The sequence below is a fragment of the Nonomuraea sp. NPDC047897 genome, from assembly GCF_043204415.1.
Taxonomy (GTDB): domain Bacteria; phylum Actinomycetota; class Actinomycetes; order Streptosporangiales; family Streptosporangiaceae; genus Nonomuraea.
Genome location: NZ_JBIDCC010000002.1, coordinates 492425 through 511550, shown reverse-complemented (window position 1 = coordinate 511550; position 19126 = coordinate 492425). Strand labels below are relative to the sequence as shown.

Genomic DNA, 19126 nt, shown 5'->3' with positions numbered 1-19126 from the left:
GTACCTCCCACTACCTGAGGTTATTGACAACTCACGGTGAGTTACACCTGCCGCGCCCGCGGCTTCCAGCCGACTCCGGCCATGAGGTACGACGCCGTGGACGGTTCGGCGGCCAGCCTGGGCCGGTCAGGCCGCCAGTCGGCGGCGTGCACGAGGCCGGGCTCGACCAGCGTGAAGTCACCGAAGAACGCCCGGATTCTGGCGGGCGGCCGGGCGGCGCCGCGGCCGGCGGCGGGCTTGGCGGCGGGCTTGGCCCGGCCCGGGGAGGTGGCGTGGGTGAGCACGAGGTGGCTGCCGGGCGCCACCGCCTCCCGCAGGGCGGCCACGGCGGCGTGCGGGCCACCGGCTCCGGCGTCCCCACCCCCGCACCCGCCCGCGTCCGTGCCCGCAACCGCATTCGCGCCGGTGCCCTCATCCGTGCCCGTGCCCGCGTCCGTGTCGGGGATGAAGTGCAGGATCGAGATCAGCAGCACGCCGACCGGGCGGCTCAGGTCGAGGAAGGCGGCGGCGCGGTCCAGCACCCGCGCGGCGTCGAGAAGGTCGGCCTGGACGAAAGCGGCCCTGCTCTCGTCGTGGAGCAGGGCCGTCGCGTGCTCGGCGACCACCGGGTCGCGGTCCACGTAGACCACCCGGGCGTCGGGCACCACCTGGTGGACGCTGCCCTGGGTGGGCAGCCCGCTGCCGAGGTCGAGGAACTGGCGCACGCCCGTGGCCGCCAGGTGGCGCACCGCCCGCTGCTGGAAGCCCCGGTTGACCCGGGCCAGCGGCACGGCCTGCGGGACCAGCTCGGCCAGCCGGTCGGTCGCCTCGCGGTCGACGGCGTAGTTCGTCACACCGCCGAGCATGTAGTCGTACATGCGTGCGAGGTTGGGCGTGCGCGGATCGAACTCGACCACAAGCGGATCTTAGGTCGATATTGCGCTAATTACACGACCTTTGTGCGATTGTGGCCATAGTGCCGCCTGGACTCACTCGACCGTGACGCTCTTGGCCAGATTGCGAGGCTTGTCCACATCGCGGCCGAGGGCGACCGCCGCGTGGTAGGCGAAGAGCTGGAGCGGGATCGACAGCAGGATGGGGTCCAGCTCGATCTCGTTCCTCGGCACCACGATGACGTCGTCGGCCAGCTTGGCATCGGGCTCGCGATGGCCGACCATGAGCACCTGGCCGCCGCGGGCGCGGATCTCGCCCAGCGTGGTGAGGTTCTTGTCGAGCAGCTCGTCGTCGGGGACGATCGCGACCGTCGGCATCTCGGGGCCGATCAGCGCGAGCGGCCCGTGCTTGAGCTCGCTGGCCGGATAGGCCTCGGCGTGCACGTAGGAGATCTCCTTGAGCTTCTGCGCGCCCTCACGGGCCACCGGGTAGCCGCGCACCCGGCCGACGAACATCATGCTCGGGTGGTGGGCGTACTTCTTCGCCAGCTCGGCGATCTTGTCGCCCTGGGCGAGGATCTCCTCGATCTGGCCGGGCAGCCGGCGCAGGCCCTCGCAGATGCGGCGGCCGTCGGCGGGCGACAGGTCGTGCACCCGGCCGAAGTGCAGCGCGAGCAGCGCGAACGCCACCGCCGTGGAGGTGAAGGCCTTGGTCGAGGCGACCGACACCTCGGGCCCGGCGTGCAGGTAGACGCCGCCGTCCACCTCGCGGGCGATGGCGCTGCCGACGGCGTTGACGATGCCGATCACCCGGCCGCCCTTGCGCTTCAGCTCCTGCACCGCCGCCAGGGTGTCGTAGGTCTCGCCGGACTGGCTGATCGCCACGTACAGCGTGTCGGGGTCGACCACCGGGTTGCGGTAGCGGAACTCGCTGGCCGGCTCCGCGTCCGCCGGGATGCGGGCCAGCTCCTCGATGAGCTGCGCGCCGATCTGGCCGGAGTAGTAGGCTGAGCCACACCCGATGATCTTCACGCGGCGGAAGGAACGGGTCTCACGGGCGTCCAGGTTGAGGCCGCCGAGGTGGGCGATGTGGAAACGCTCGTCCAGCCGGCCGCGCAGGGTGCGGGAGACCGTCTCGGGCTGCTCGGAGATCTCCTTGAGCAGGTAGTGCTCGTAGCCGCCGGTGTCGTAGTGGCCGGCGTCCCAGTCGACGGTCAGCGGCTCCTTGGCGGTCTCGCGGGCGTCGCTGGCGAAGGTGTGGAAACCGTCGGCCTTGAGCACGGCCAGCTCGCCGTCCTCCAGGTGCACCACCTGGCGGGTGTAGCGGACCAGCGCCGACACGTCGGAGGCGGCGAACATCTCCTTCTCTCCGATGCCGAGCACGATCGGGCTGCCGTTGCGGGCCACGACGACCTCGCCCGCCCGCTCGGCGTCGACGACGGCGATGCCGTACGTGCCGACGACGCTCTTGAGCGCCTTGCGCACGGCCTCCTCCAGCGACTCCGTCTCCTCGACGGTGCGGGCGATCAGGTGGGCGAGCACCTCGGTGTCGGTCTCGGAGACGAACACGACACCGTCGGCCGCCAGCTTGGCGCGCAGCTCGTCGGCGTTCTCGATGATGCCGTTGTGCACGACGGCGATGCGCTCGTCCGACGACAGGTGGGGGTGCGCGTTGACGTCACTGGGCACGCCGTGGGTGGCCCACCGGGTGTGCCCGATGCCGAGGCCGCCCTTGAACCTGGCCGGCATGACCTTGGCCAGGTCGGCGACGCGGCCCTTGACCTTGCGTACCTTCAGCCCCTTGCTGGACACCACGATCCCGGCCGAGTCGTAGCCGCGATACTCCAGCCGCTGCAGCCCCTCCAGCAGGATGGGGGCGGCGTCCTTGGGACCGACATAGGCGACGATTCCGCACATCCAGGTTCTCCTCTTCCATGAACGATGGTGATGTCCGCGACGCGGGACATGACAGGGGCCGCGGGGCGGCCCGTCAGCCGTAGACGATGCGGCGCAACTGGCGCAGGGACAGCTCGGGCGGCGCCACCCGGCGCATCCGGAGTTCGGCGGCCACCCGGGGGAAGATCTCGTCGTTGGTGAGGCCGCGGGCCTTCAGCTCGGCGTGGCGCCGCCTGACGAACTCCTCGACCGGCTCGGAGAAGTACGACAGCACGTCGGCGACCACGCGAGCCGCCTCGCCGGGACCTAACCCGCTGGTCCTGGTGAGGTGGGTGATGAGTTCCTCATGGGGATGCCGCGTCGTGGACACAGACGAGGACACTACGCACAAGCAGCCGGACACGCCAACATCCTGCCCGCAAACGGGCAGGATTAGCGCCGAACGCGCGATCCCCGCGCGGGGCCGGGGCCGAAACACCGGCGAGTGGCACCTCCTTCTGCGCGACGACCACGGACAGTAACCTGACGGGACCGATCCGTGGGGGGTTGCCATGCTGCAGTGGGTCGTCGCCGGTCTCGCCGCCGGCGCTCTGGTGGGGCCCGTCCAGGACCATGGCCGCCAGGGCGACTTCGCCGAGGCGGCGCGGGAGTACGGAGTCCCGGTGAGCGTCCTGCTCGGGGTGTCGTACCTGCAGTCGCGCTGGGACACCCACGACGGCCGGCCCAGCACCGACGGCGGGTACGGCCCCATGCACCTCGTGGACCTGGAGACGGCCGCCCGCCCGGACGATCACGGCGGGCACGCGGCGCACGCCTCCGGCGACGCCCGCGGCGACGGGGCCAGGCCGGCACCCCGGGCGCCGGAGGCCAGACCCGACCGGCCCGCCGGTCCGGCAGCCGGTCCCGCCCCCGGGGAGTCCGACATCACGGGGCCGTCGCTGCGGCGTGCGGCACGGCTGACCGGGCTGCCCGCCGGACAACTGCGCGCCGACCCGGCCGCGAACATCCGGGGCGGCGCCGCGCTGCTCGCCGCCTACCAGCCGCACCCCACCGCCGACCCGGCCGGCTGGTACCAGGCGGTCGTCCGCTACTCGGGGGCGCGTGACCCGCTCACCGCGAGGAGCTTCGCCGACGAGGTGTTCGCGGTGATCCGGGAGGGCGCCACCCGCCGCACCGACGACGGATTCCCGGTGCGCCTCGCCCCGGTGCCCGGCCTGCGGCCGCCGGCCGCGCCGCCGCTGCGCCGGGCGCAGAACGCCGAGTGCCCGGCCACGCTGGCCTGCGAGTGGATGCCCGCCGCCTACAAGCGGACCGGCGGAGGCGACTACGGCAACCACGACCGGATCTCGGGCGAGCGGCGCGTCGACTACATCGTCATCCACGACACCGAGGGCTCCTACGACGGCATCAAGTCGATGGTGACCGACCCCGACTACGTGAGCTGGCACTACACGGTCCGCTCCAGCGACGGCCACGTCGCCCAGCACGTGCGCACCAAGGACGTCGCCTGGCACGCCGGCAACTGGGACGTCAACACCCGCTCGATCGGCGTCGAGCACGAGGGCTACCTCGCCAAGGGCGGCGCCTGGTACACCGAGGCGATGTACCGGGCCTCGGCCAGGCTCGTGCGGCATCTCGCCGACCTGCACGACATCCCGCTGGACCGGGCGCACATCCTCGGGCACGACAACGTGCCGGGCACCACCCCGCAGACGCTGCCGGGCATGCACGACGATCCCGGCCCGTACTGGGACTGGGCTCACTACTTCGAGCTGATGGGCAGCCCCCTGCACGACGACCCCCGGGCGCGGGACGACCGCGACTCCGCACGCCGGCACGCCGGTCCCCTCACCTCCCGCGCCCGGCCCGCCGACGCCCCGAAGGGCGCCCGCCGGGCCGCCGCCGCCAGAACGGTCCGGACCGGCCGCGACGGCGAGGACGCCCCCGCGTCGGTCGTCGTCCTGCCCGACTACGGCACCAACCAGCCCACCTTCACCGGCTGCGTCAAGGCACACCCGGCCCGGGCGTGCGAGCCGCACGGCGCGTCCGCGGTGTGGCTGCGCACCGAGCCGCGCGCTGACGCCCCACTGGTGGACGACGTCGGCAAGCGGGTGGGCAAGCCGAGCACGTCCAGCGTGTACGACCACAGCGCCCGGGTCTCCACCGGCCAGCGGTTCGCCGTGGCCGGCACCCGCGGCGACTGGACGGCCATCTGGTACCTGGGCCGCAAGGCGTGGTTCCACAACCCGCCGCAGAACCCCGCGGCCGTGCCGGCCGGCGGGCCGCTGGTCATGCCGCTCAAGGACGACGTCAAGGTGTACGGCCGCGCCTTCCCCGGGCAGCCCGCCTACCGCGGCACGGGCGTCGACTTCCAGGAGCGCGTCCCCCTGCCGTACGTCATCCGGCCCGGCCAGGCGTACGCGCTCGGGCACACGGTGCGCAGCTCGTACCTGTCGGCCGGCTCCTACGACCCGGACCGGCACGTCACTGTCACCGGCCGGCAGCGCTACCACCAGATCCAGCTCGGCCACCGCGTCATGTACGTCAAGGCCAAGGACGTCCGGGTGGTCCACTGATCTCCCGGCCACGAATTTCCGCCCACCGCCCGTTCGCTGCGCACGGGCACTCCGCGGAGACGATATGGTTTTCCCGTGGCCCGGCACCGCCGGGAGCACGCGGAAGTGGCTCAGTGGTAGAGCATCACCTTGCCAAGGTGAGGGTCGCGGGTTCGAATCCCGTCTTCCGCTCGGAGCGCAAACTCCATGGTGGAGTGGCCGAGAGGCGAGGCAGCGGCCTGCAAAGCCGTCCACACGGGTTCAAATCCCGTCTCCACCTCGGCTTGTCGGCGGACCCTTCGGGATCCGCTAAAGTAAAGCGCGACGCCACGCGGAAGTGGCTCAGTGGTAGAGCATCACCTTGCCAAGGTGAGGGTCGCGGGTTCGAATCCCGTCTTCCGCTCTGAGTGACAACTCAACACGGACGATTAGCTCAGCGGGAGAGCGCTTCCCTGACACGGAAGAGGTCACTGGTTCAATCCCAGTATCGTCCACCACCCTTCAAACCCCGGCTCGCGGCTCACCCCGTGAGACCGGGGTTTGCGGTCGTTCCGGGCGCACCCGTTCCTCGGCGGTCGGGGCCGGAGAGCAGCGTGCCGCACGACCGCCCCCGCGCGGTGCGGCATGAGGACACGACCGCCGCGCACAGGGCCGGCGACGGTGCGGCGTGACGGCACGACCACCACGCTCAGAGCCGGAGACAGGCGGCCGGCCTTCGGTCGTTCGCCCGTCTCCGAGCCGGTTCGACCACGCCTGGAAGGTCGTGGCGCCGTCGAGGTGAACTCGCCGGTCACCGGGGCACAAGGAGGCGGATACGGGTCGGCGGCAAGCCGCCGGCCGGCGGACCGGCCGCCCCCCGCGGCCGGCGCCGGGGTCCGGGACCGCGAAGGAGGTGGGTGCGATCAGAACTGATCGCTACTCTGGGTGGTCCGATGAGGGACGCTCGGGCGGGATGGGTGACACGGTGACGGTCAACGCAGAGGTGCAGATCACTGACCTGGAGCTCAATGATCATGCGTGTCTGACCTTCGGCGAGCCGGAGGAACTGCTCGACCTGACCGCCGCCTACATCCGCGACGGCCTGTCCGGCGGCCAGCGGGTAGTGTGGCTGTGCGAGGAGCCGCAGGGTGCGCTGACCGAGCTGGGCCGCCGCGGCGTCGCCGTGCGGTCCGCCACCGAGGCGGGCAGCATGGACGTGGTGGCCTCCCGTGACGGCCTGCTGTCCGGGCACTCGTTCACGGTGGACCACGCGATGGGGTGGCTGCGCCGGCAGATGGAGCTGACCCCGCGCGAGCGATACTCCGGTCTCCGGGTGGCCCTCGACATGGGGTGGGCGCTACGGCCCATCAGCGGGATCGAGCAGTTGCCGGCGTTCGAGGAGGAGATCGCCACGGCGTTGTCGGACACCGGCGTGTCGGTTCTGTGCCAGTACGACCGTGATCGGTTCGACCCGGTCACGCTGGCTTCGGTGTCCTCCTTCCACACGCGTTCGGTGGCCGCCGCGACCTACCACAGCGATCCGCTGCTGCGCATCTGCCGCCAGTACGCGCCGCCCGGCATCCGGGTGGCCGGGCAGCTCGACCGGACGGCCGAGGAGTCGCTGGCGCTGGCGCTGGCCGAGACGATCAGGATGGACGGTGACATCACGATCAACATGACGGAGCTGTCCTTCATCGACCTGCCGAGCGCGCGGATGGTCCTCGACGCGGCGCGGACCATGGCGCCCGACCGGTCGGTCGTGCTGCGCTGCGGCCACCCGATCGCCTCCCGGCTCGTCCTGCTGGGGGCCGCCGGCATCTCCGGAGTGAGCCTGGTGACCGGTCATGACGGCTGACAGACCCGTGGACGGCCCGCCGGCCGCGCCCGCCCGGCGGGCACACTCCGGCGCCGAGCCGGCCGCCGGTGTGACCGAGCCGCTGCTGGAGCAGCCGTTCGACGGCGACTCCCTCTACGCGCTGCGGGCCACGCTGGAGGCGCACGCCTCGCGGGCCGGGTTGCCCGACGGCCGGGTCATGGACCTGGTGATGACCGTGCACGAGCTGGCCACCAACGCCGTCATCCACGGTGCGGGGAGCGGGCGGGTGCGCATCTGGCGGGTGGACGGCGTCCTGCGGTGCGAGGTCAGCGACGCGGGCCCGCCCGGAGCCGCCGCGGGCGCCCGCGCCGGGAACGGCACGGAACCCGACGCGGACGGCAGTGCGGATATCGGTGCGGGAGGGGGCACGGGGGGCGGTGTCCGGTGGCCCGTCCGGCATGGGCACGGGCTGTGGATCGCCCGTTACCTGACCGACGGCTTCACGCTCGTCACCGGGCCCGGGGAGAGCGTCGCCACCGTCGACTTCACCCTGCCCGCCGCCGCGGACGGTTCGCCGTTCGGGCTCGTCCGGCACGAGCACGGCTCGCACGTGCTGCTCGAACTCACCGGGACCCTGAGCGAGCAGGCCGCCGAGGAGATCACCGCCGTGGTGGGCGACGTCGCGTCCGCGGGCCGGCCGCGGCTGGTGCTCGACCTGAGCGGGGTGACGTTCTGGGACGCGGTCGGCGTCGCCGCGCTGATCACGGCGCAGCGTCAGGTCGAGGCCGCCTCCGGGATGGTCGTCCTGGCCGGGCCCGCCGCCGGGTTCCGGGAGCGGCTCGACGCCCTGAGCCCGACCCCGTTCACCGTGTACGCCGACCACGACGACGCGGCCCGGCGCTTCCGAAGCGAACCCGGCTCCTGACCCGGTCAGCCCTCGGCCAGGACGCGTTGGGCGACGGCGAAGGCGGCGTTGGCCGCCGGGACCCCGCAGTAGATCGCCGCCTGCAGCAGCACCTCGCCGATCTCGTCCGAGGTCAGTCCGTTGCGCAGCGCCGCGCGTACGTGCAGGGCCAGCTCGTCCAGGTGGCCGCCGGCGACGAGTGCGGTGAGGGTGACGCAGCTCCGGGTGCGGCGGTCCAGGCCGGGACGGTTCCAGATCTCGTCCCAGGCGTAGCGGGTGATGAGGTGCTGGTAGTCGTGGGTGAAGCCGGTGGTGGCCGCCGTCGCCCGATCGACGTGGGCGTCGCCCAGCACTTCGCGCCGGGTCCGCATCCCGGCCGCCCAGCTCTCCTGCCGGCCGCCTCCGGACCGGCCGGGCCCCGGCCTCTCGCGGTCCGGGTGCGCGGGGAGCAGGGGGTTCAGGTGGTCGGTGATGGATCGGGTCACCGCGTTCGCGCGTTGCACGTTGGCCAGGTGGGCGGCGTTCGGGATGACCGTGAGGCGGGCGTCCGGGATGCCCCGGAGGAGGACGAGTGCCTGGTCCAGGGGGGTCGCCGGGTCGTCGGCGCCCGCGACGACCAGGGTCGGGGCGGTGACGGCGGACAGGCGGCCGGTCAGGTCGCAGCCGGCGAGGGCTTCGCAGCAGGCGGCGTACGACTCGGCGTCCACCTCGGCCAGCATGTCCAGGATCCAGCCGCCGTCGTAGCCCGGGGTGAACCAGCGCGGGCCGAGGACCGGGGCGAGGGACGCCACCCCGCCGGCGCGGACGGCGGCGGCCCTGTCCCGCCACGGTCCGGGCTCGCCGAAGCGGGCGGCGGTGCAGCAGAGTACGAGCCCGCTTACCCGGCCGGGCTCGGTGAGCGTGCCGGCGACGGCGGTCGCGACGGCGCCGCCGAGGGAGACGCCGCCGACGGCGAAGGGCTCGTCCGGCAGCAGGCCGAGCACGGCCCGCGCCAGCGTGGCGATGGTGAACCCGGCGGGCGCGGCCGGCGAGCCGCCGTGGCCGGGCAGGTCGTACCTGAGCACGCGCCACGACGCGGTGAGCGCGGGCAGTTGGGGGCGCCAGACGTCCATGGTGGTGCCGAGGGACGGCCCGAGGACGAGCAGCGGCCCGTCGGCGGGGCCGTCGACGCGGTGGTGAAGGGTGAGCGGTGCTGTCATGGTCCGTCCCGGTGGTGTGGTGCTGGTGCCGCGGCCCGGTGGCCGGTCCACGGTGCTGGTGCTGCCTCCACCGCGCGCATCGGCCCGGTCGCCGGTCCGTGGTGCCGGAGCCGGCCGCGTGCCGCCCGCGTGCGGTGCGGCGCCGTACGGTGCGGCGCCGTGCGGTGCGGTGCGGTGCGGTGCTAGGTGCGGCGGTCGCGGTAGGCGGCGAGGACGCGGTCGACGAGTTCGCGGGCGGCGCCCAGATAGGCGGCCGGGTCCAGCAGGTCGTCCGGACCCCGCAGCGGGCCGTCGCCGCGCAGCAGTTCGGCCAGCTCGTCCGCCGGCAGGTGGGCGGCCAGCCGTTCGGACACGACGCGGCCGCCGGTGAGGTCGAGGTTGGCGCGCATCCGGCCGGGGAACACCTCAAGGCCCGCCAGCAGTTCGGCGGCCGTCTCGGCGGCGCCGCCGGTCAGCCGCAGGCACTCGCGCAGGGGCGCCCACTCCGCCTGCCACGCGCCGGCGGCCCGCTCGTGCTCGCCGGAGCGGCCCAGCGGCCAGGCGTACACCGGCACCTGGAGCGCGGCCGAGCGGACGAGCACCGACAGGGCGGGGTTGCGCTTGTGCGGCATGGCCGACGAACCGCCGGGAGCGGCTTCGGCGACCTCGCCGACCTCGGTCTGGGCCAGCAGGATCACGTCCGTGGCCACCTTGCCGAGCGCCTCCGCCGTGCCCGTGAGGGCCGCGCCCAGCTCTCCCACCACGGTCCGGTCGGCGTGCCAGGGCGTCTGAGGGGTGGCCAGTCCGAGCTCCTCCGCGAACAGGTCCACCAGGGCGAGGGCCCTCGCCTGCGGCGCGGGCGCGCCCGCCGCCGGGGAGGGCGGCTCCATGGCGGCCGTTTCGACGAGGGCCGCCAGGGTGCCGGCCGCGCCGCCGAGCTGGGCCGGCAGCCGCAGCGCCGCCAGCCGGTCGCGGGCGCGCAGCAGCCCGGCCAGCCACCCGGCCGCCTTCAGGCCGAACGTCGTGGGCACGGCCTGCTGTCCCAGCGTGCGGGCGGCCATCACGGTGTCGCGGTGCCGGTCGGCGAGGGCGGCGAGGGGGCGCATGGCCGCCTCCAGGCCGGCCGTGATCGCCGCGAGCGCGCGGGAGGAGACCAGCATGGCGGCGCTGTCCACGATGTCCTGGCTGGTCGCGCCCCTGTGCACGAAGCCGGCCGCCTCGCCGGCGGCGGCGCGCAGGTCGGTCACCAGGGGGACGACGGGGGTGGCCGAGCGGCGGGCGCGGCGGGCCAGGCCGGCGGGGTCCACGGTGAGGTCCGCCGCCGCCCGGGTGATGAGCGCCGCGGCCCGTTCGGGGATGAGACCGGCGCGGGCCTGGGCGCGGGCGAGGGCGGCCTCGGCGTCCAGCATGGCGCGCGCCCAGGCCGTGTCGGAGGTGAGCCGCTCCACCCGCGTGCCCGCCCGGACCGGGGTGAGCAGCCCGGCGTCCGGGGCCGTGTCCCGGGCCGCCCGTTCCGATGCGCCGCCCGGGGTCGCGGCCCCGTGGCGCGTCCCGTCAGAAGTCAAGGAAGACCGTCTCCCCCTCCCCTTGCAGGCGCACGTCGAACCGGTAGGCGTCGCCGGAGCGGGTGGCGGGCGGGGTGGTGAGCGGGGTGGCGAGCGGGGTGGCGAGCAGGGTGGCGCGCCGTGCGGGGTCGAGGCCGTCGAGCAGCGGGTCGGGCCCGTCGTCGAGGTAGACGCGGGTGAGCACCGACCGCAGCAGCCCGCGCGCGAAGATCTGCAGTGACAGGTACGGCCCCGCGGGCGGTGCGGTGCGGAACCGGTACGTGCCGTCGGGCGCGGTGGCGCACCGGCCGAACCCGGACACGCCGCCGTCGCCCCGCCGCAGCGCGCCGCGGTCGCCGGTGCGCCCGAGCCACAGTTCGAGCAGGGCGTCAGGCACCGGGTCGCCGGCCCCGTCGAGCACCCGCCCCTCCAGGGTGACGGCGCCGGGGTGGCCGGGCGGCACGAGCTCCCAGTCGTGCGGGTACGGCAGCGCGTGGGCGAAGAACGGCCCGACGGTCTGCGACGGCGTGATGGTCATGGGTTCTCCACGGGCGTGCGGCCGAGCACGATGTCGAAGGTGTACCCCAGAGCCCACTCCGGTTCGGTCACGTCCAGGGAGAAGGACGAGACGAGCCGGTCGCGGGCGGCGGCGTCGGGGATGGACCGCAGCACCGGGTCGTACGGGATCAGCGGGTCGCCCGGGAAGTACATCTGGGTGACGAGCCGCTGGGTGAACGCCGTCCCGAACACGGAGAAGTGCAGGTGGGCGGGCCGCCAGGCGTTGGGGTGGTTGCGCCACGGGTAGGCGCCGGGCTTGATCGTGACGAACCGGTAGCGGCCCTCGTCGTCGGTGAGGCAGCGGCCGGCGCCGGTGAAGTTGGGGTCGAGCGGGGCCGGGTGCCGGTCGAGGTCGTGCGCGTACCGGCCGGCCGAGTTGGCCTGCCACAGCTCCACCAGCGTGGCGCGGACGGGCCGGCCGGCGTCGTCGAGGACGCGGCCGGTGACGATGATGCGCTCGCCGATCGGCTCGCCCGCGTGCCGGCGGGTCAGGTCGTGGTCGAGCTCGCCGACCTCGTCGTGCCCGAAGACGGGGCTGGTCAGCTCGATCGTGTCGGGGTCGGCCCGGAACGGCACGGGCGGCTGCGCGGGCGCCCGCAGGAGGGTGCTGCGGTAGCCGGGGCTCAGGTAGGGCGGGTGGGGGGTGGTCATGGCCGTCCTCGGTCGGGTGTCGGGTTCGTCATGGCAGGCCCACGTAGTTCTCGGCCAGGGTGGTCGCCGCCGCCTCCGAGGAGGTGACCTGGTCGAGGTGGGACACCTGCAGCCGCCGGCCGTAGTCGTCGTCGGTGTCGAAGGTGTGCAGCAGCGTCGTCATCCAGTACGAGAAGTGCTGGGCCCGCCACACGCGCCGCAGGCACGCCCGGGAGTAGCCGTCGAGCAGGTCGGTGGAGCCGGTCGTGAAGTAGGCGTCGAGCGCCTCGGTGAGCACGCGCACGTCGGCGACGGCCAGGTTGAGGCCCTTGGCGCCGGTGGGCGGCACGATGTGGGCGGCGTCGCCGGCGAGGTAGAGCCTGCCGTACTGCATGGGCTCGGTGACGAATCCCCGCATCGGGGTGACGCCCTTCTCGACGATCTCGCCGGTGGCCAGTGTGAAGCCGGGCACGGTCTCCAGCCGGGCCTTCAGCTCGGCCCAGATCCGCTCGTCCGGCCAGTCGCCTAGGCTGGTGTCGGGCGGGACCTGCAGGTAGAAGCGGCTGACTTCGGGCGATCGCATGCTGTGCAGGGCGAAGCCGCGCTCGGTCCTGGCGTAGATGAGCTCCTCCGCCGACGGCGCCACCCTGGCGAGGATGCCGAGCCAGGCGAAGGGATAGACGCGTTCGTAGGTGGTGAGCACGCCGTCGGGGACCGACGGGCGGGACACCCCGTGGAAGCCGTCGCAGCCGGCGACGACGTCGCAGTCGAGCCGCCGGCCGCCGCCGAAGGTGAGGTAGGGCCGTTCCTCCGGCGAGTGCAGCGCCACGTCGTCCACCTCGAAGCGGACGTCGCCGCCCGCCGCCAGCCTGGCGGCGATGAGGTCCTTGACGATCTCCTGCTGTCCGTACACGGTGATGGACCTGCCCGAGACGAGCTTGTCGAACGCGATGCGGTGGCGTTCGGCGCCGTACCTGAGCTCGATGCCGTGGTGCGGCAGCCCTTCGCGCAGCAGCCTGTCGCCTACGCCCGCCTGGACGAGGGTGTCGACCGTGCCCTGCTCCAGCACGCCGGCGCGGACGCGCCGCTCGACGTGGTCCCGGCTGCGTCTCTCCAGGACCACGGAGGAGATGCCGCGCAGGTGGAGCAGGTGCGACAGGAGCAGTCCGGCGGGTCCGGCCCCGATGATCCCGACCTGGGTTCGCATGGGGCAAGCATCCCATCCCGGCCCGCGGCCAGGCCCAGCTCGGCCTTCCACTGGGTGGAAGACCGATGCCAGGATGGCCGCATGGCCGGTGGTGCGCGGGAGGGCGGGCGTTCGGTGACGTCCAAGGTGCTCGCCATCCTGGGCGCGTTCGACCCGGCCCACCAGCAGCTCACGCTGACGGACCTGGCGCGGCGCAGCGGGGTGGCGCTGAGCACGACGCACCGGCTGGTCGCGGAGCTGGAGGAGTGGCAGGCGCTCAGCCGCACGTCCGACGGCCGGTTGCGGATCGGGATGCGGCTGTGGGAGCTGGGCCAGCTCGCGCCGGGCCGGTTGCGGGACCTCGCGCATCCGTGGCTGCAGGAGGTGTTCGCGAGCACCGGGGAGAACGTCCATCTGGCCGTGCGCGACGGCCTGGAGGTGCTGTACGTGGACAAGGTCCACGGGCGGCGGGCGGTGCCCATCGTGTCGCGGACCGGCGGGCGGCTGCCCATGCACCCGACCGGCGTGGGCAAGGCGCTGCTCGGCTACGAGCCCGACTGGTTCGTGCAGGCGTACCTGGCGCGCGAGCTGGAGCGGCCGACCCCGCACACGATCACCGAGCCGGGGCGGCTGGCGCGGGAGCTGGCCGCCGTGCGCGCCCAGGGGTACGCGCTGACGTACGAGGAGATGACGCTCGGCACCTGCTCGGCGGCCGTGCCGGTGCTGGTGGACGGGCGGGCCGTCGCCGCGCTGGGCATCGTGATCTCCTCCCGGCGGGCCCGCGAGCTGCACCGCCTGGTCGAGCCGCTGCGCGGGGCGGCGGGGCAGATCGCGCGGGCCACCGTCGAGGGGCGGTGAGGGCGGTCGCCTTCGAGGGGCGGTGAGAGCGGCCGCCGTCGAGGGTCCGCGCGGTCTGGCCGGGCGACCCGGTCCACCGCGCCCGGCACGGCGACACTCCGGGTGGAGGCCCGCCCCAGCAGGCACGTTATCGCGTCGTTATCGGACGCCTGTACGTTCCCTTCGTTGTCACTGAACAGGTTGTTCAGTAGAGGTGATCAAGGGGTTCGATGGCCGAGTCCGAGACCGCGCGGCTGGGCGCCCGCATCCGGGCGTACCGGACCATGCGCCGACTGACCGTGCGGGCGCTCGCCGTCGAGGCCCAGGCCAGCCCCAGCTTCATCAGCCAGCTCGAACGCGGGCAGACCAGCGCGAGCGTGGGGATGTTGCGCCGGATCGCGCAGGCGCTCGGCCTGACGGTGGCCGAGCTGTTCAGCGACGAGATCGAGGTGGGGCACCGGGTGGTGCGCCGCGAGCAGCGGCCCACCCTGCCCGCCGGGCCGGGCGTGCGCAAGTTCCTCGTCTCCCAGCGCCCGCTGCGCGGCGTGGAGATGTACGCCGGTGAACTCGATCCCGGCGCCTCCACCGGCGACGAGCCGTACACGCACGGCGACTCGCAGGAGATCTTCCTGGTGCTGCGCGGGCGGGTCGCCGTCTGGCTCGGCCCGCCGGGCGAGAGCGTCGCGCACGCGCTGGGGCCGGGAGACAGCGTCGAGTACCGCACCTCCGTCCCCCATCGGGCGGTCAACGACGGCGACGAGGTCGCCGAGGTGCTGTGGGTGGTCAGCCCGCCGACGCCGTAACCTTCTTGTCCGATTTCGTACGTTTTTTCCGATGAGCCAGATGGGGAAGGTTCCTGACGTGACACGAGGCATCCCGCTGAGCGGGGACTTCGCCAATGGCGGCGTCTCCTTCTGGTACCTGCAGATCGGCCTGCCGGACCGGCGGGCGGCGCTGCCGGGTTCCCGCGCCTACGACGTGGCCATCGTCGGCGGCGGCTACACCGGACTGTGGACGGCCTACTACCTGAAAAAGGCCGACCCCGGCCTGCGCGTGGCGATCCTGGAGAAGGAGTTCGCCGGGTTCGGGGCGTCAGGGCGCAACGGCGGCTGGCTGTCGGCCGAGTTCGCCGGGTCGCGCGAGCGGCACGCCGAGGCCCGCGGCCGGCAGGCCATGATCGACCTGCAGCGGGCGATGTTCGGCGCGGTGGGCGAGGTCATCGACGTCGCCCGCGACGAGGGCGTCGACGCCGACGTGCACAAGGGCGGCGTGCTGCACGTCGCCACCAACCCGGCGCAGCGCCGCCGGCTGCGCGCCGAGGTCGCCGACCTGCGCGCCTGGGGGTACGGCGAGGACGACATGCGGCTGCTGAGCCGCGACGAGCAGCGCGAACGCCTGCAGGTGGCGGGCACCCTGGAAGCCGCCTACTCCCCGCACTGCGCCCGCGTCCAACCGGCCAAGCTGGCCGTCGGGCTGGCCCGGGTCGTCGCCGGGCTCGGCGTGGACGTCTTCGAGGACACCACCGTGACCGAGATCCGCCCGCGCCGCGACGGCCGCCCCGCCGAGGCCGTCACCCCGCGGGGCGTCGTGTCGGCCGAATACGTCATCCGCGCCACCGAGGGGTTCACCGCCGGCCTGGCCGGGCAGCGCCGGCAGTGGCTGCCGATGAACAGCTCCATGATCGTCACCGAGCCGCTACCCGCCGAGGTGTGGAAGCACATCGGCTGGGCGCAGAGCGAACTGCTCGGCGACACCGCCCACGCCTACGTCTACGCGCAACGCACCGCCGACGACCGCATCGCGATCGGCGGACGCGGCGTGCCGTACCGGTTCGGCTCACGCACCGACCGCCGGGGCGCCACCCAGGCGTCCACCGTGGCGCTGCTGTGGCGGATGCTGGTCAAACTGTTCCCGGCGGCGGCCGACGCGCGCGTACAGCACTCGTGGTGCGGGGTCCTCGGCGTACCGCGCGACTGGTGCTCCACCGTGCACCTCGACCACGCCACCGGCCTCGGCTGGGCGGGCGGCTACGTGGGCAGCGGCGTCACCACCGCCAACCTGGCCGGACGGACCCTGCGTGACCTGGTGCTGCGGCACGACACCGAGCTGACCGCGCTGCCGTGGGTGGGCCGCCAGGTGCGCCAGTGGGAGCCGGAGCCGCTGCGATGGGCCGGGGTGCACCTCATCTACACCCTGTACCGGGCGGCCGACCGGCACGAGAACGAGCGGGGCACCACGACCTCGGCCTACGCCCGGCTGGCCGACCTCATCGCGGGCCGCTGACCCCGGGCCCGTCGGCCTCGGGGTTCCTCCGGCGTACCGGCGTGAACAGGGCGGCCGCCGCGATGGCCAGGCAGCAGCAGCCCGCGAACCCGAACACCGGGGCCGTGCCGAACCGCGCAGCGCCCCACCCCAGCGCCGCGGCGCCGACCGGGCCGAGCGAGAAGTGGATGGTCCAGAACGCCGAGGTGACCCGGCCGAGCAGATGGTCGGGCGTCACCTGCTGGCGCAGCGACATCGAGCAGATCCCCGCCACGCTGACGCAGGCGAGATAGCAGGCCATCGCCACCGCCACCCCCGGCACACCGTCGGCGAAGCCGATGCTGACGATCGCCAGGCCGCCCACGGCCTGCGCCCCGATCCACGCCGGCCCGAACCCGACGCGCTTGCGCACCCGCGCCACCAGGAACGACCCCGTCATCGTGCCGACCGCGGCGACGCCGAGGACCCCGCCGACGACGGCGTCGGACTGGCCCAGGTCGTGCTTGAGCCGGAAGATCACGATGTCGGTCAGCCCGAGCGTCAGGAAGATGAAGAACGACAGCAGGATCGTCAGCACCCGCAGCACCGGATGCCGCCACAGGAACACGGCCCCGGCCAGCAGTTCGCGCCACGACCGCTCGTCCCGCTCCCGCGGCGCGGGGGTGTGGCGGGCGATCCGCACCAGGTAGACGCCGGCCGCCGACACCGCGAAGCTGACGGCGTTCACGGCGATCGCCGCGCTCGCCCCCCACAGGCCCGCCACCGCGCCGGCCAGCATCGGGCCGAGGACGCCCGCCGCCGCCGCGGTGCCGAACAGCCGGCCGTTGGCCTCGGTGACGCGCTGCTCGCCGACCAGGCTGCGGACCGAGGAGACGTACGTGACCTGGAACAGCATGCCCACGGCCGCGGCCAGGGGCAGCACCATGTACAGCAGCCAGACGTGGGCGCCGGTCAGCCAGGCGAGCGGGATCAGCGCGTACAGGCCGCACCGGAGCAGGTCGCAGACGATGAGCAGCATCCGCCGGTCGAACCGGTCGACGAGCACCCCGGCGAAGATCCCCGCGGTGACCGACGCCGCGCCCGACACGCCGGTCAGCAGACCCATCTGGGCGACGGAGCCGGTGACGTCGAGGATCAGCAGGGGGACGGCGATGAGCGCGAACGAGTCGCCCGCCACCGAAAGGGTCTGCGCGGCCCAGAACGTGAGGAAGTTGCGGTCGCGCCACAGCGAGCGGCCGTCGGGCGATCCGGCGGACTGTCCGGCGGACTGTCCGGCGGGGGGCGGTGCGGGTGGGACGGCCGTCGGGGGGCTCGGTTGTCCAGTCCGTGCGTCCTCCGTCACCCGGTGTCCCCCTCGTCCCTCATCGCTCGTCCCGGCGCTGATCATCGTGCGCACCGGGCGGGCGGACGTCAATCGGTTTTCCCGCCCTTCACGCCGGCCTCGCCCGGCGTCGGCTCGCGCCGCTGGGTCGGAGGCAAGCCGGGCGGGCGGACCGGAGGCGGGCCGGGCGGGCGGGCGGCGTCGGGTGTCCGGGTTTGGACCATGTAGTACCTGAGAGCCAGGCGCGGAGTAGGGCCCGCGGCGGGACGCCGGTGACGGGACGTGATCCCTAATTTGGCCACCGTAACCACAACCGGTACGGAAGGACCCCACCGATGGCGCCCCAGCCGCGCGACGTCTCCCGCGCACCCCTGTCGCCCCCCGCGGGCCGCTCGCCCGTGCTCGCGGCGCGCGGCGGTGGGGGTCGTGGCCGCCCGGGACGGTTGCGGCGAGGGGTCCTGGCCATGCTGGTCACCGCGTCGGTGGCCGTGCCGGTGGCGGGGGCGGCACAGCCTCAGGCCGTGCCCGCGCCGGTCCCGGCCCCGGTGCGGCCGTTGCGCGCCGCCACCCCGGCCGCGCTCGCCGATCGGTACGCCGCCTCCCGCGCCGCCATCAGGGACGCGGAGCGGACGGCCGCCGCACACGGTCACCTGCGGCGGGCCGCTTCCTTGCGCGCCATGGCCGACCCGGCGCGCACCTTCCTGTCCTTCGACGGGCGCGACGGGGGCCGTGCCGCCGAGGTGTTCGGGGACCTGTCGCGTGCCGGGCGGATCGCCGTCCTGGTCCCCGGCGCCGACACCAGCCTCGACCGGTACGGCCGCCTCCGGGCCGGCGCGTCGGCGTTGCACCATGAGGTGCACGGCCGCTCGGAGGTGCACGGCCGCTCGGCCCCGCCCGGCTCGGTGGCGTCCGGGCAGGCCCTCCCCCAACCGCCGCCGAACCCCGGGACCGCCAGCCCGTCCGCCGCCCCGTCCGCCGCCCCGTCCGCCGTTGTGGCGTGGCTGGGGTATCGGACACCGGGCAGGTTCGGGGCCGAGCAACTGACCGCCGGGCTCGCCGAACGCGCCGCGCCCGGCCTGCGCCGTTTCGTGCGGGACCTCCGCACGGCACGGCCCGGCGTCCGGGTCGTCCTCGTCTGCCACTCCTACGGGTCCGTGGTGTGCGCGCGGGCCGCGGCCGAGCCCGGGATCACCGACATCGTCCTGTACGGCAGCCCGGGCACCGGTGCCGACCACGTCTCCGGCCTGCGGACCGGCGCCACCGTCTGGGCCGGCCGTGGGGCGGGTGACTGGATCTCCGCGGTGCCGCACACGCGCGTGCGGCTGCCGTTCGCCACCCTGGGGTTCGGGGCGGACCCGGTGTCCCGGGGGTTCGGCGCCCGCGTCTTCCCGGCGGGCGACGGCGGCCACAGCGACTACCTGCGAGCCGGGTCCGTGGCGCTGGCGAACATCGCCCGGATCGTCCTCGGCCGGCCGGCCGCCACGGACGGACGTCATGGCTGACCGGCCGCACGGCGGGTTCCGGCCGTCCGGAGCGTCGCCGCACGGCGGGTTCCGGCCGTCCGGCGCGTCGCCGCGCCGCTGGGTGG

16 protein-coding genes and 4 tRNA genes are annotated in these 19126 nt (G+C 74.1%); 11 read left to right on the top strand and 9 right to left on the bottom strand.

Annotated elements, in window-relative coordinates:
* Positions 1 to 41 precede the first annotated feature (41 nt).
* From ACGF0J_RS05720 to ACGF0J_RS05710, 3 genes are all read right to left on the bottom strand, one after another.
* Positions 42 to 896: an SAM-dependent methyltransferase gene (locus ACGF0J_RS05720; protein ID WP_393142302.1), complete on the bottom strand. Its 855-nt coding sequence runs from the start codon at positions 894 to 896 to the stop codon at positions 42 to 44.
* A 72-nt stretch (positions 897 to 968) separates the two neighbouring features.
* On the bottom strand, positions 969 to 2789 hold the full coding sequence (gene glmS / locus ACGF0J_RS05715; RefSeq protein ID WP_393142301.1) for a glutamine--fructose-6-phosphate transaminase (isomerizing): 1821 nt from the start codon (positions 2787 to 2789) through the stop codon (positions 969 to 971).
* A 73-nt stretch (positions 2790 to 2862) separates the two neighbouring features.
* Positions 2863 to 3138, bottom strand: a complete 276-nt coding sequence (locus ACGF0J_RS05710; protein WP_393142300.1) for a hypothetical protein — start codon at positions 3136 to 3138, stop codon at positions 2863 to 2865.
* A 181-nt stretch (positions 3139 to 3319) separates the two neighbouring features.
* Between ACGF0J_RS05710 and ACGF0J_RS05705 the strand changes: the two genes are divergently transcribed.
* The 7 genes from ACGF0J_RS05705 to ACGF0J_RS05675 all read left to right on the top strand — a co-directional run bounded on the left by ACGF0J_RS05705 (position 3320) and on the right by ACGF0J_RS05675 (position 8043).
* Complete coding sequence (locus ACGF0J_RS05705; protein WP_393142299.1) at positions 3320 to 5344, top strand: N-acetylmuramoyl-L-alanine amidase; 2025 nt, start codon at positions 3320 to 3322, stop codon at positions 5342 to 5344.
* A 99-nt stretch (positions 5345 to 5443) separates the two neighbouring features.
* Positions 5444 to 5515: transfer RNA gene (locus tag ACGF0J_RS05700), tRNA-Gly, on the top strand.
* Between the two features lie 17 nt (positions 5516 to 5532).
* Positions 5533 to 5603 (top strand) — tRNA-Cys (locus ACGF0J_RS05695).
* 51 nt (positions 5604 to 5654) lie between these two features.
* Positions 5655 to 5726: transfer RNA gene (locus tag ACGF0J_RS05690), tRNA-Gly, on the top strand.
* A 19-nt stretch (positions 5727 to 5745) separates the two neighbouring features.
* Positions 5746 to 5820, top strand: a tRNA-Val gene (locus tag ACGF0J_RS05685).
* 467 nt (positions 5821 to 6287) lie between these two features.
* Positions 6288 to 7157: an MEDS domain-containing protein gene (locus tag ACGF0J_RS05680; RefSeq protein WP_393142298.1), complete on the top strand. Its 870-nt coding sequence runs from the start codon at positions 6288 to 6290 to the stop codon at positions 7155 to 7157.
* Positions 7147 to 8043: an ATP-binding protein gene (locus tag ACGF0J_RS05675; RefSeq protein ID WP_393142297.1), complete on the top strand. Its 897-nt coding sequence runs from the start codon at positions 7147 to 7149 to the stop codon at positions 8041 to 8043. The genes ACGF0J_RS05680 and ACGF0J_RS05675 overlap by 11 nt, the downstream gene beginning before the upstream one ends.
* Positions 8044 to 8048: 5 nt before the next feature.
* Here the strand turns inward: ACGF0J_RS05675 and pcaC are convergent, their stop codons facing one another.
* The 5 genes from pcaC to ACGF0J_RS05650 all read right to left on the bottom strand — a co-directional run bounded on the left by pcaC (position 8049) and on the right by ACGF0J_RS05650 (position 13139).
* Positions 8049 to 9221, bottom strand: a complete 1173-nt coding sequence (pcaC, locus tag ACGF0J_RS05670) for a 4-carboxymuconolactone decarboxylase (protein WP_393142296.1) — start codon at positions 9219 to 9221, stop codon at positions 8049 to 8051.
* Positions 9222 to 9403: 182 nt separating this feature from the next.
* The gene (locus tag ACGF0J_RS05665) at positions 9404 to 10765 is read right to left on the bottom strand and encodes a lyase family protein (protein ID WP_393142295.1); all 1362 of its coding nucleotides are present in this window, start codon (positions 10763 to 10765) and stop codon (positions 9404 to 9406) included.
* Entirely contained in the window at positions 10755 to 11282 is a 528-nt protein-coding gene (locus ACGF0J_RS05660) for a protocatechuate 3,4-dioxygenase subunit alpha (RefSeq protein ID WP_393142294.1), read from the bottom strand. Before ACGF0J_RS05660 ends, ACGF0J_RS05665 begins: the two co-directional genes overlap by 11 nt.
* On the bottom strand, positions 11279 to 11953 hold the full coding sequence (gene pcaH / locus ACGF0J_RS05655; protein ID WP_393142293.1) for a protocatechuate 3,4-dioxygenase subunit beta: 675 nt from the start codon (positions 11951 to 11953) through the stop codon (positions 11279 to 11281). The genes ACGF0J_RS05660 and pcaH overlap by 4 nt, the downstream gene beginning before the upstream one ends.
* 28 nt (positions 11954 to 11981) lie before the next feature.
* Positions 11982 to 13139: a 4-hydroxybenzoate 3-monooxygenase gene (locus ACGF0J_RS05650; RefSeq protein WP_393142292.1), complete on the bottom strand. Its 1158-nt coding sequence runs from the start codon at positions 13137 to 13139 to the stop codon at positions 11982 to 11984.
* Between the two features lie 81 nt (positions 13140 to 13220).
* Between ACGF0J_RS05650 and ACGF0J_RS05645 the strand changes: the two genes are divergently transcribed.
* From ACGF0J_RS05645 to ACGF0J_RS05635, 3 genes are all read left to right on the top strand, one after another.
* On the top strand, positions 13221 to 13976 hold the full coding sequence (locus ACGF0J_RS05645) for an IclR family transcriptional regulator (protein ID WP_393142291.1): 756 nt from the start codon (positions 13221 to 13223) through the stop codon (positions 13974 to 13976).
* Positions 13977 to 14185: 209 nt separating this feature from the next.
* The gene (locus ACGF0J_RS05640; RefSeq protein ID WP_393142290.1) at positions 14186 to 14758 is read left to right on the top strand and encodes a helix-turn-helix domain-containing protein; all 573 of its coding nucleotides are present in this window, start codon (positions 14186 to 14188) and stop codon (positions 14756 to 14758) included.
* A 58-nt stretch (positions 14759 to 14816) separates the two neighbouring features.
* Positions 14817 to 16238 (top strand): NAD(P)/FAD-dependent oxidoreductase, encoded by a 1422-nt coding sequence (locus ACGF0J_RS05635; RefSeq protein WP_393142289.1) that lies wholly within the window; start codon positions 14817 to 14819, stop codon positions 16236 to 16238.
* On the opposite strand, the gene ACGF0J_RS05630 is transcribed toward ACGF0J_RS05635, so the two are convergent.
* A complete protein-coding gene (locus tag ACGF0J_RS05630) occupies positions 16222 to 17559 on the bottom strand; it encodes an MFS transporter (protein ID WP_393142288.1) in 1338 nt (445 codons plus the stop codon). The two genes, ACGF0J_RS05635 and ACGF0J_RS05630, sit on opposite strands and share 17 nt — an antisense overlap.
* A 314-nt stretch (positions 17560 to 17873) precedes the next feature.
* Between ACGF0J_RS05630 and ACGF0J_RS05625 the strand changes: the two genes are divergently transcribed.
* On the top strand, positions 17874 to 19040 hold the full coding sequence (locus ACGF0J_RS05625; protein WP_393142287.1) for an alpha/beta hydrolase: 1167 nt from the start codon (positions 17874 to 17876) through the stop codon (positions 19038 to 19040).
* The last annotated feature ends 86 nt before the right edge of the window (positions 19041 to 19126 follow it).

Excerpts from the sequence above, each read along its gene's own strand:
- glmS (WP_393142301.1), bottom strand. The coding sequence starts at position 2,789 with ATGTGCGGAATCGTCGCCTATGTCGGTCCCAAGGACGCCGCCCCCATC.
- ACGF0J_RS05705 (WP_393142299.1), top strand. The coding sequence starts at position 3,320 with ATGCTGCAGTGGGTCGTCGCCGGTCTCGCCGCCGGCGCTCTGGTGGGG.
- ACGF0J_RS05675 (WP_393142297.1), top strand. The coding sequence starts at position 7,147 with ATGACGGCTGACAGACCCGTGGACGGCCCGCCGGCCGCGCCCGCCCGG.
- pcaC (WP_393142296.1), bottom strand. The coding sequence starts at position 9,221 with ATGACAGCACCGCTCACCCTTCACCACCGCGTCGACGGCCCCGCCGAC.
- ACGF0J_RS05660 (WP_393142294.1), bottom strand. The coding sequence starts at position 11,282 with ATGACCATCACGCCGTCGCAGACCGTCGGGCCGTTCTTCGCCCACGCG.
- pcaH (WP_393142293.1), bottom strand. The coding sequence starts at position 11,953 with ATGACCACCCCCCACCCGCCCTACCTGAGCCCCGGCTACCGCAGCACC.
- ACGF0J_RS05650 (WP_393142292.1), bottom strand. The coding sequence starts at position 13,139 with ATGCGAACCCAGGTCGGGATCATCGGGGCCGGACCCGCCGGACTGCTC.
- ACGF0J_RS05645 (WP_393142291.1), top strand. The coding sequence starts at position 13,221 with ATGGCCGGTGGTGCGCGGGAGGGCGGGCGTTCGGTGACGTCCAAGGTG.
- ACGF0J_RS05640 (WP_393142290.1), top strand. The coding sequence starts at position 14,186 with ATGGCCGAGTCCGAGACCGCGCGGCTGGGCGCCCGCATCCGGGCGTAC.
- ACGF0J_RS05625 (WP_393142287.1), top strand. The coding sequence starts at position 17,874 with ATGGCGCCCCAGCCGCGCGACGTCTCCCGCGCACCCCTGTCGCCCCCC.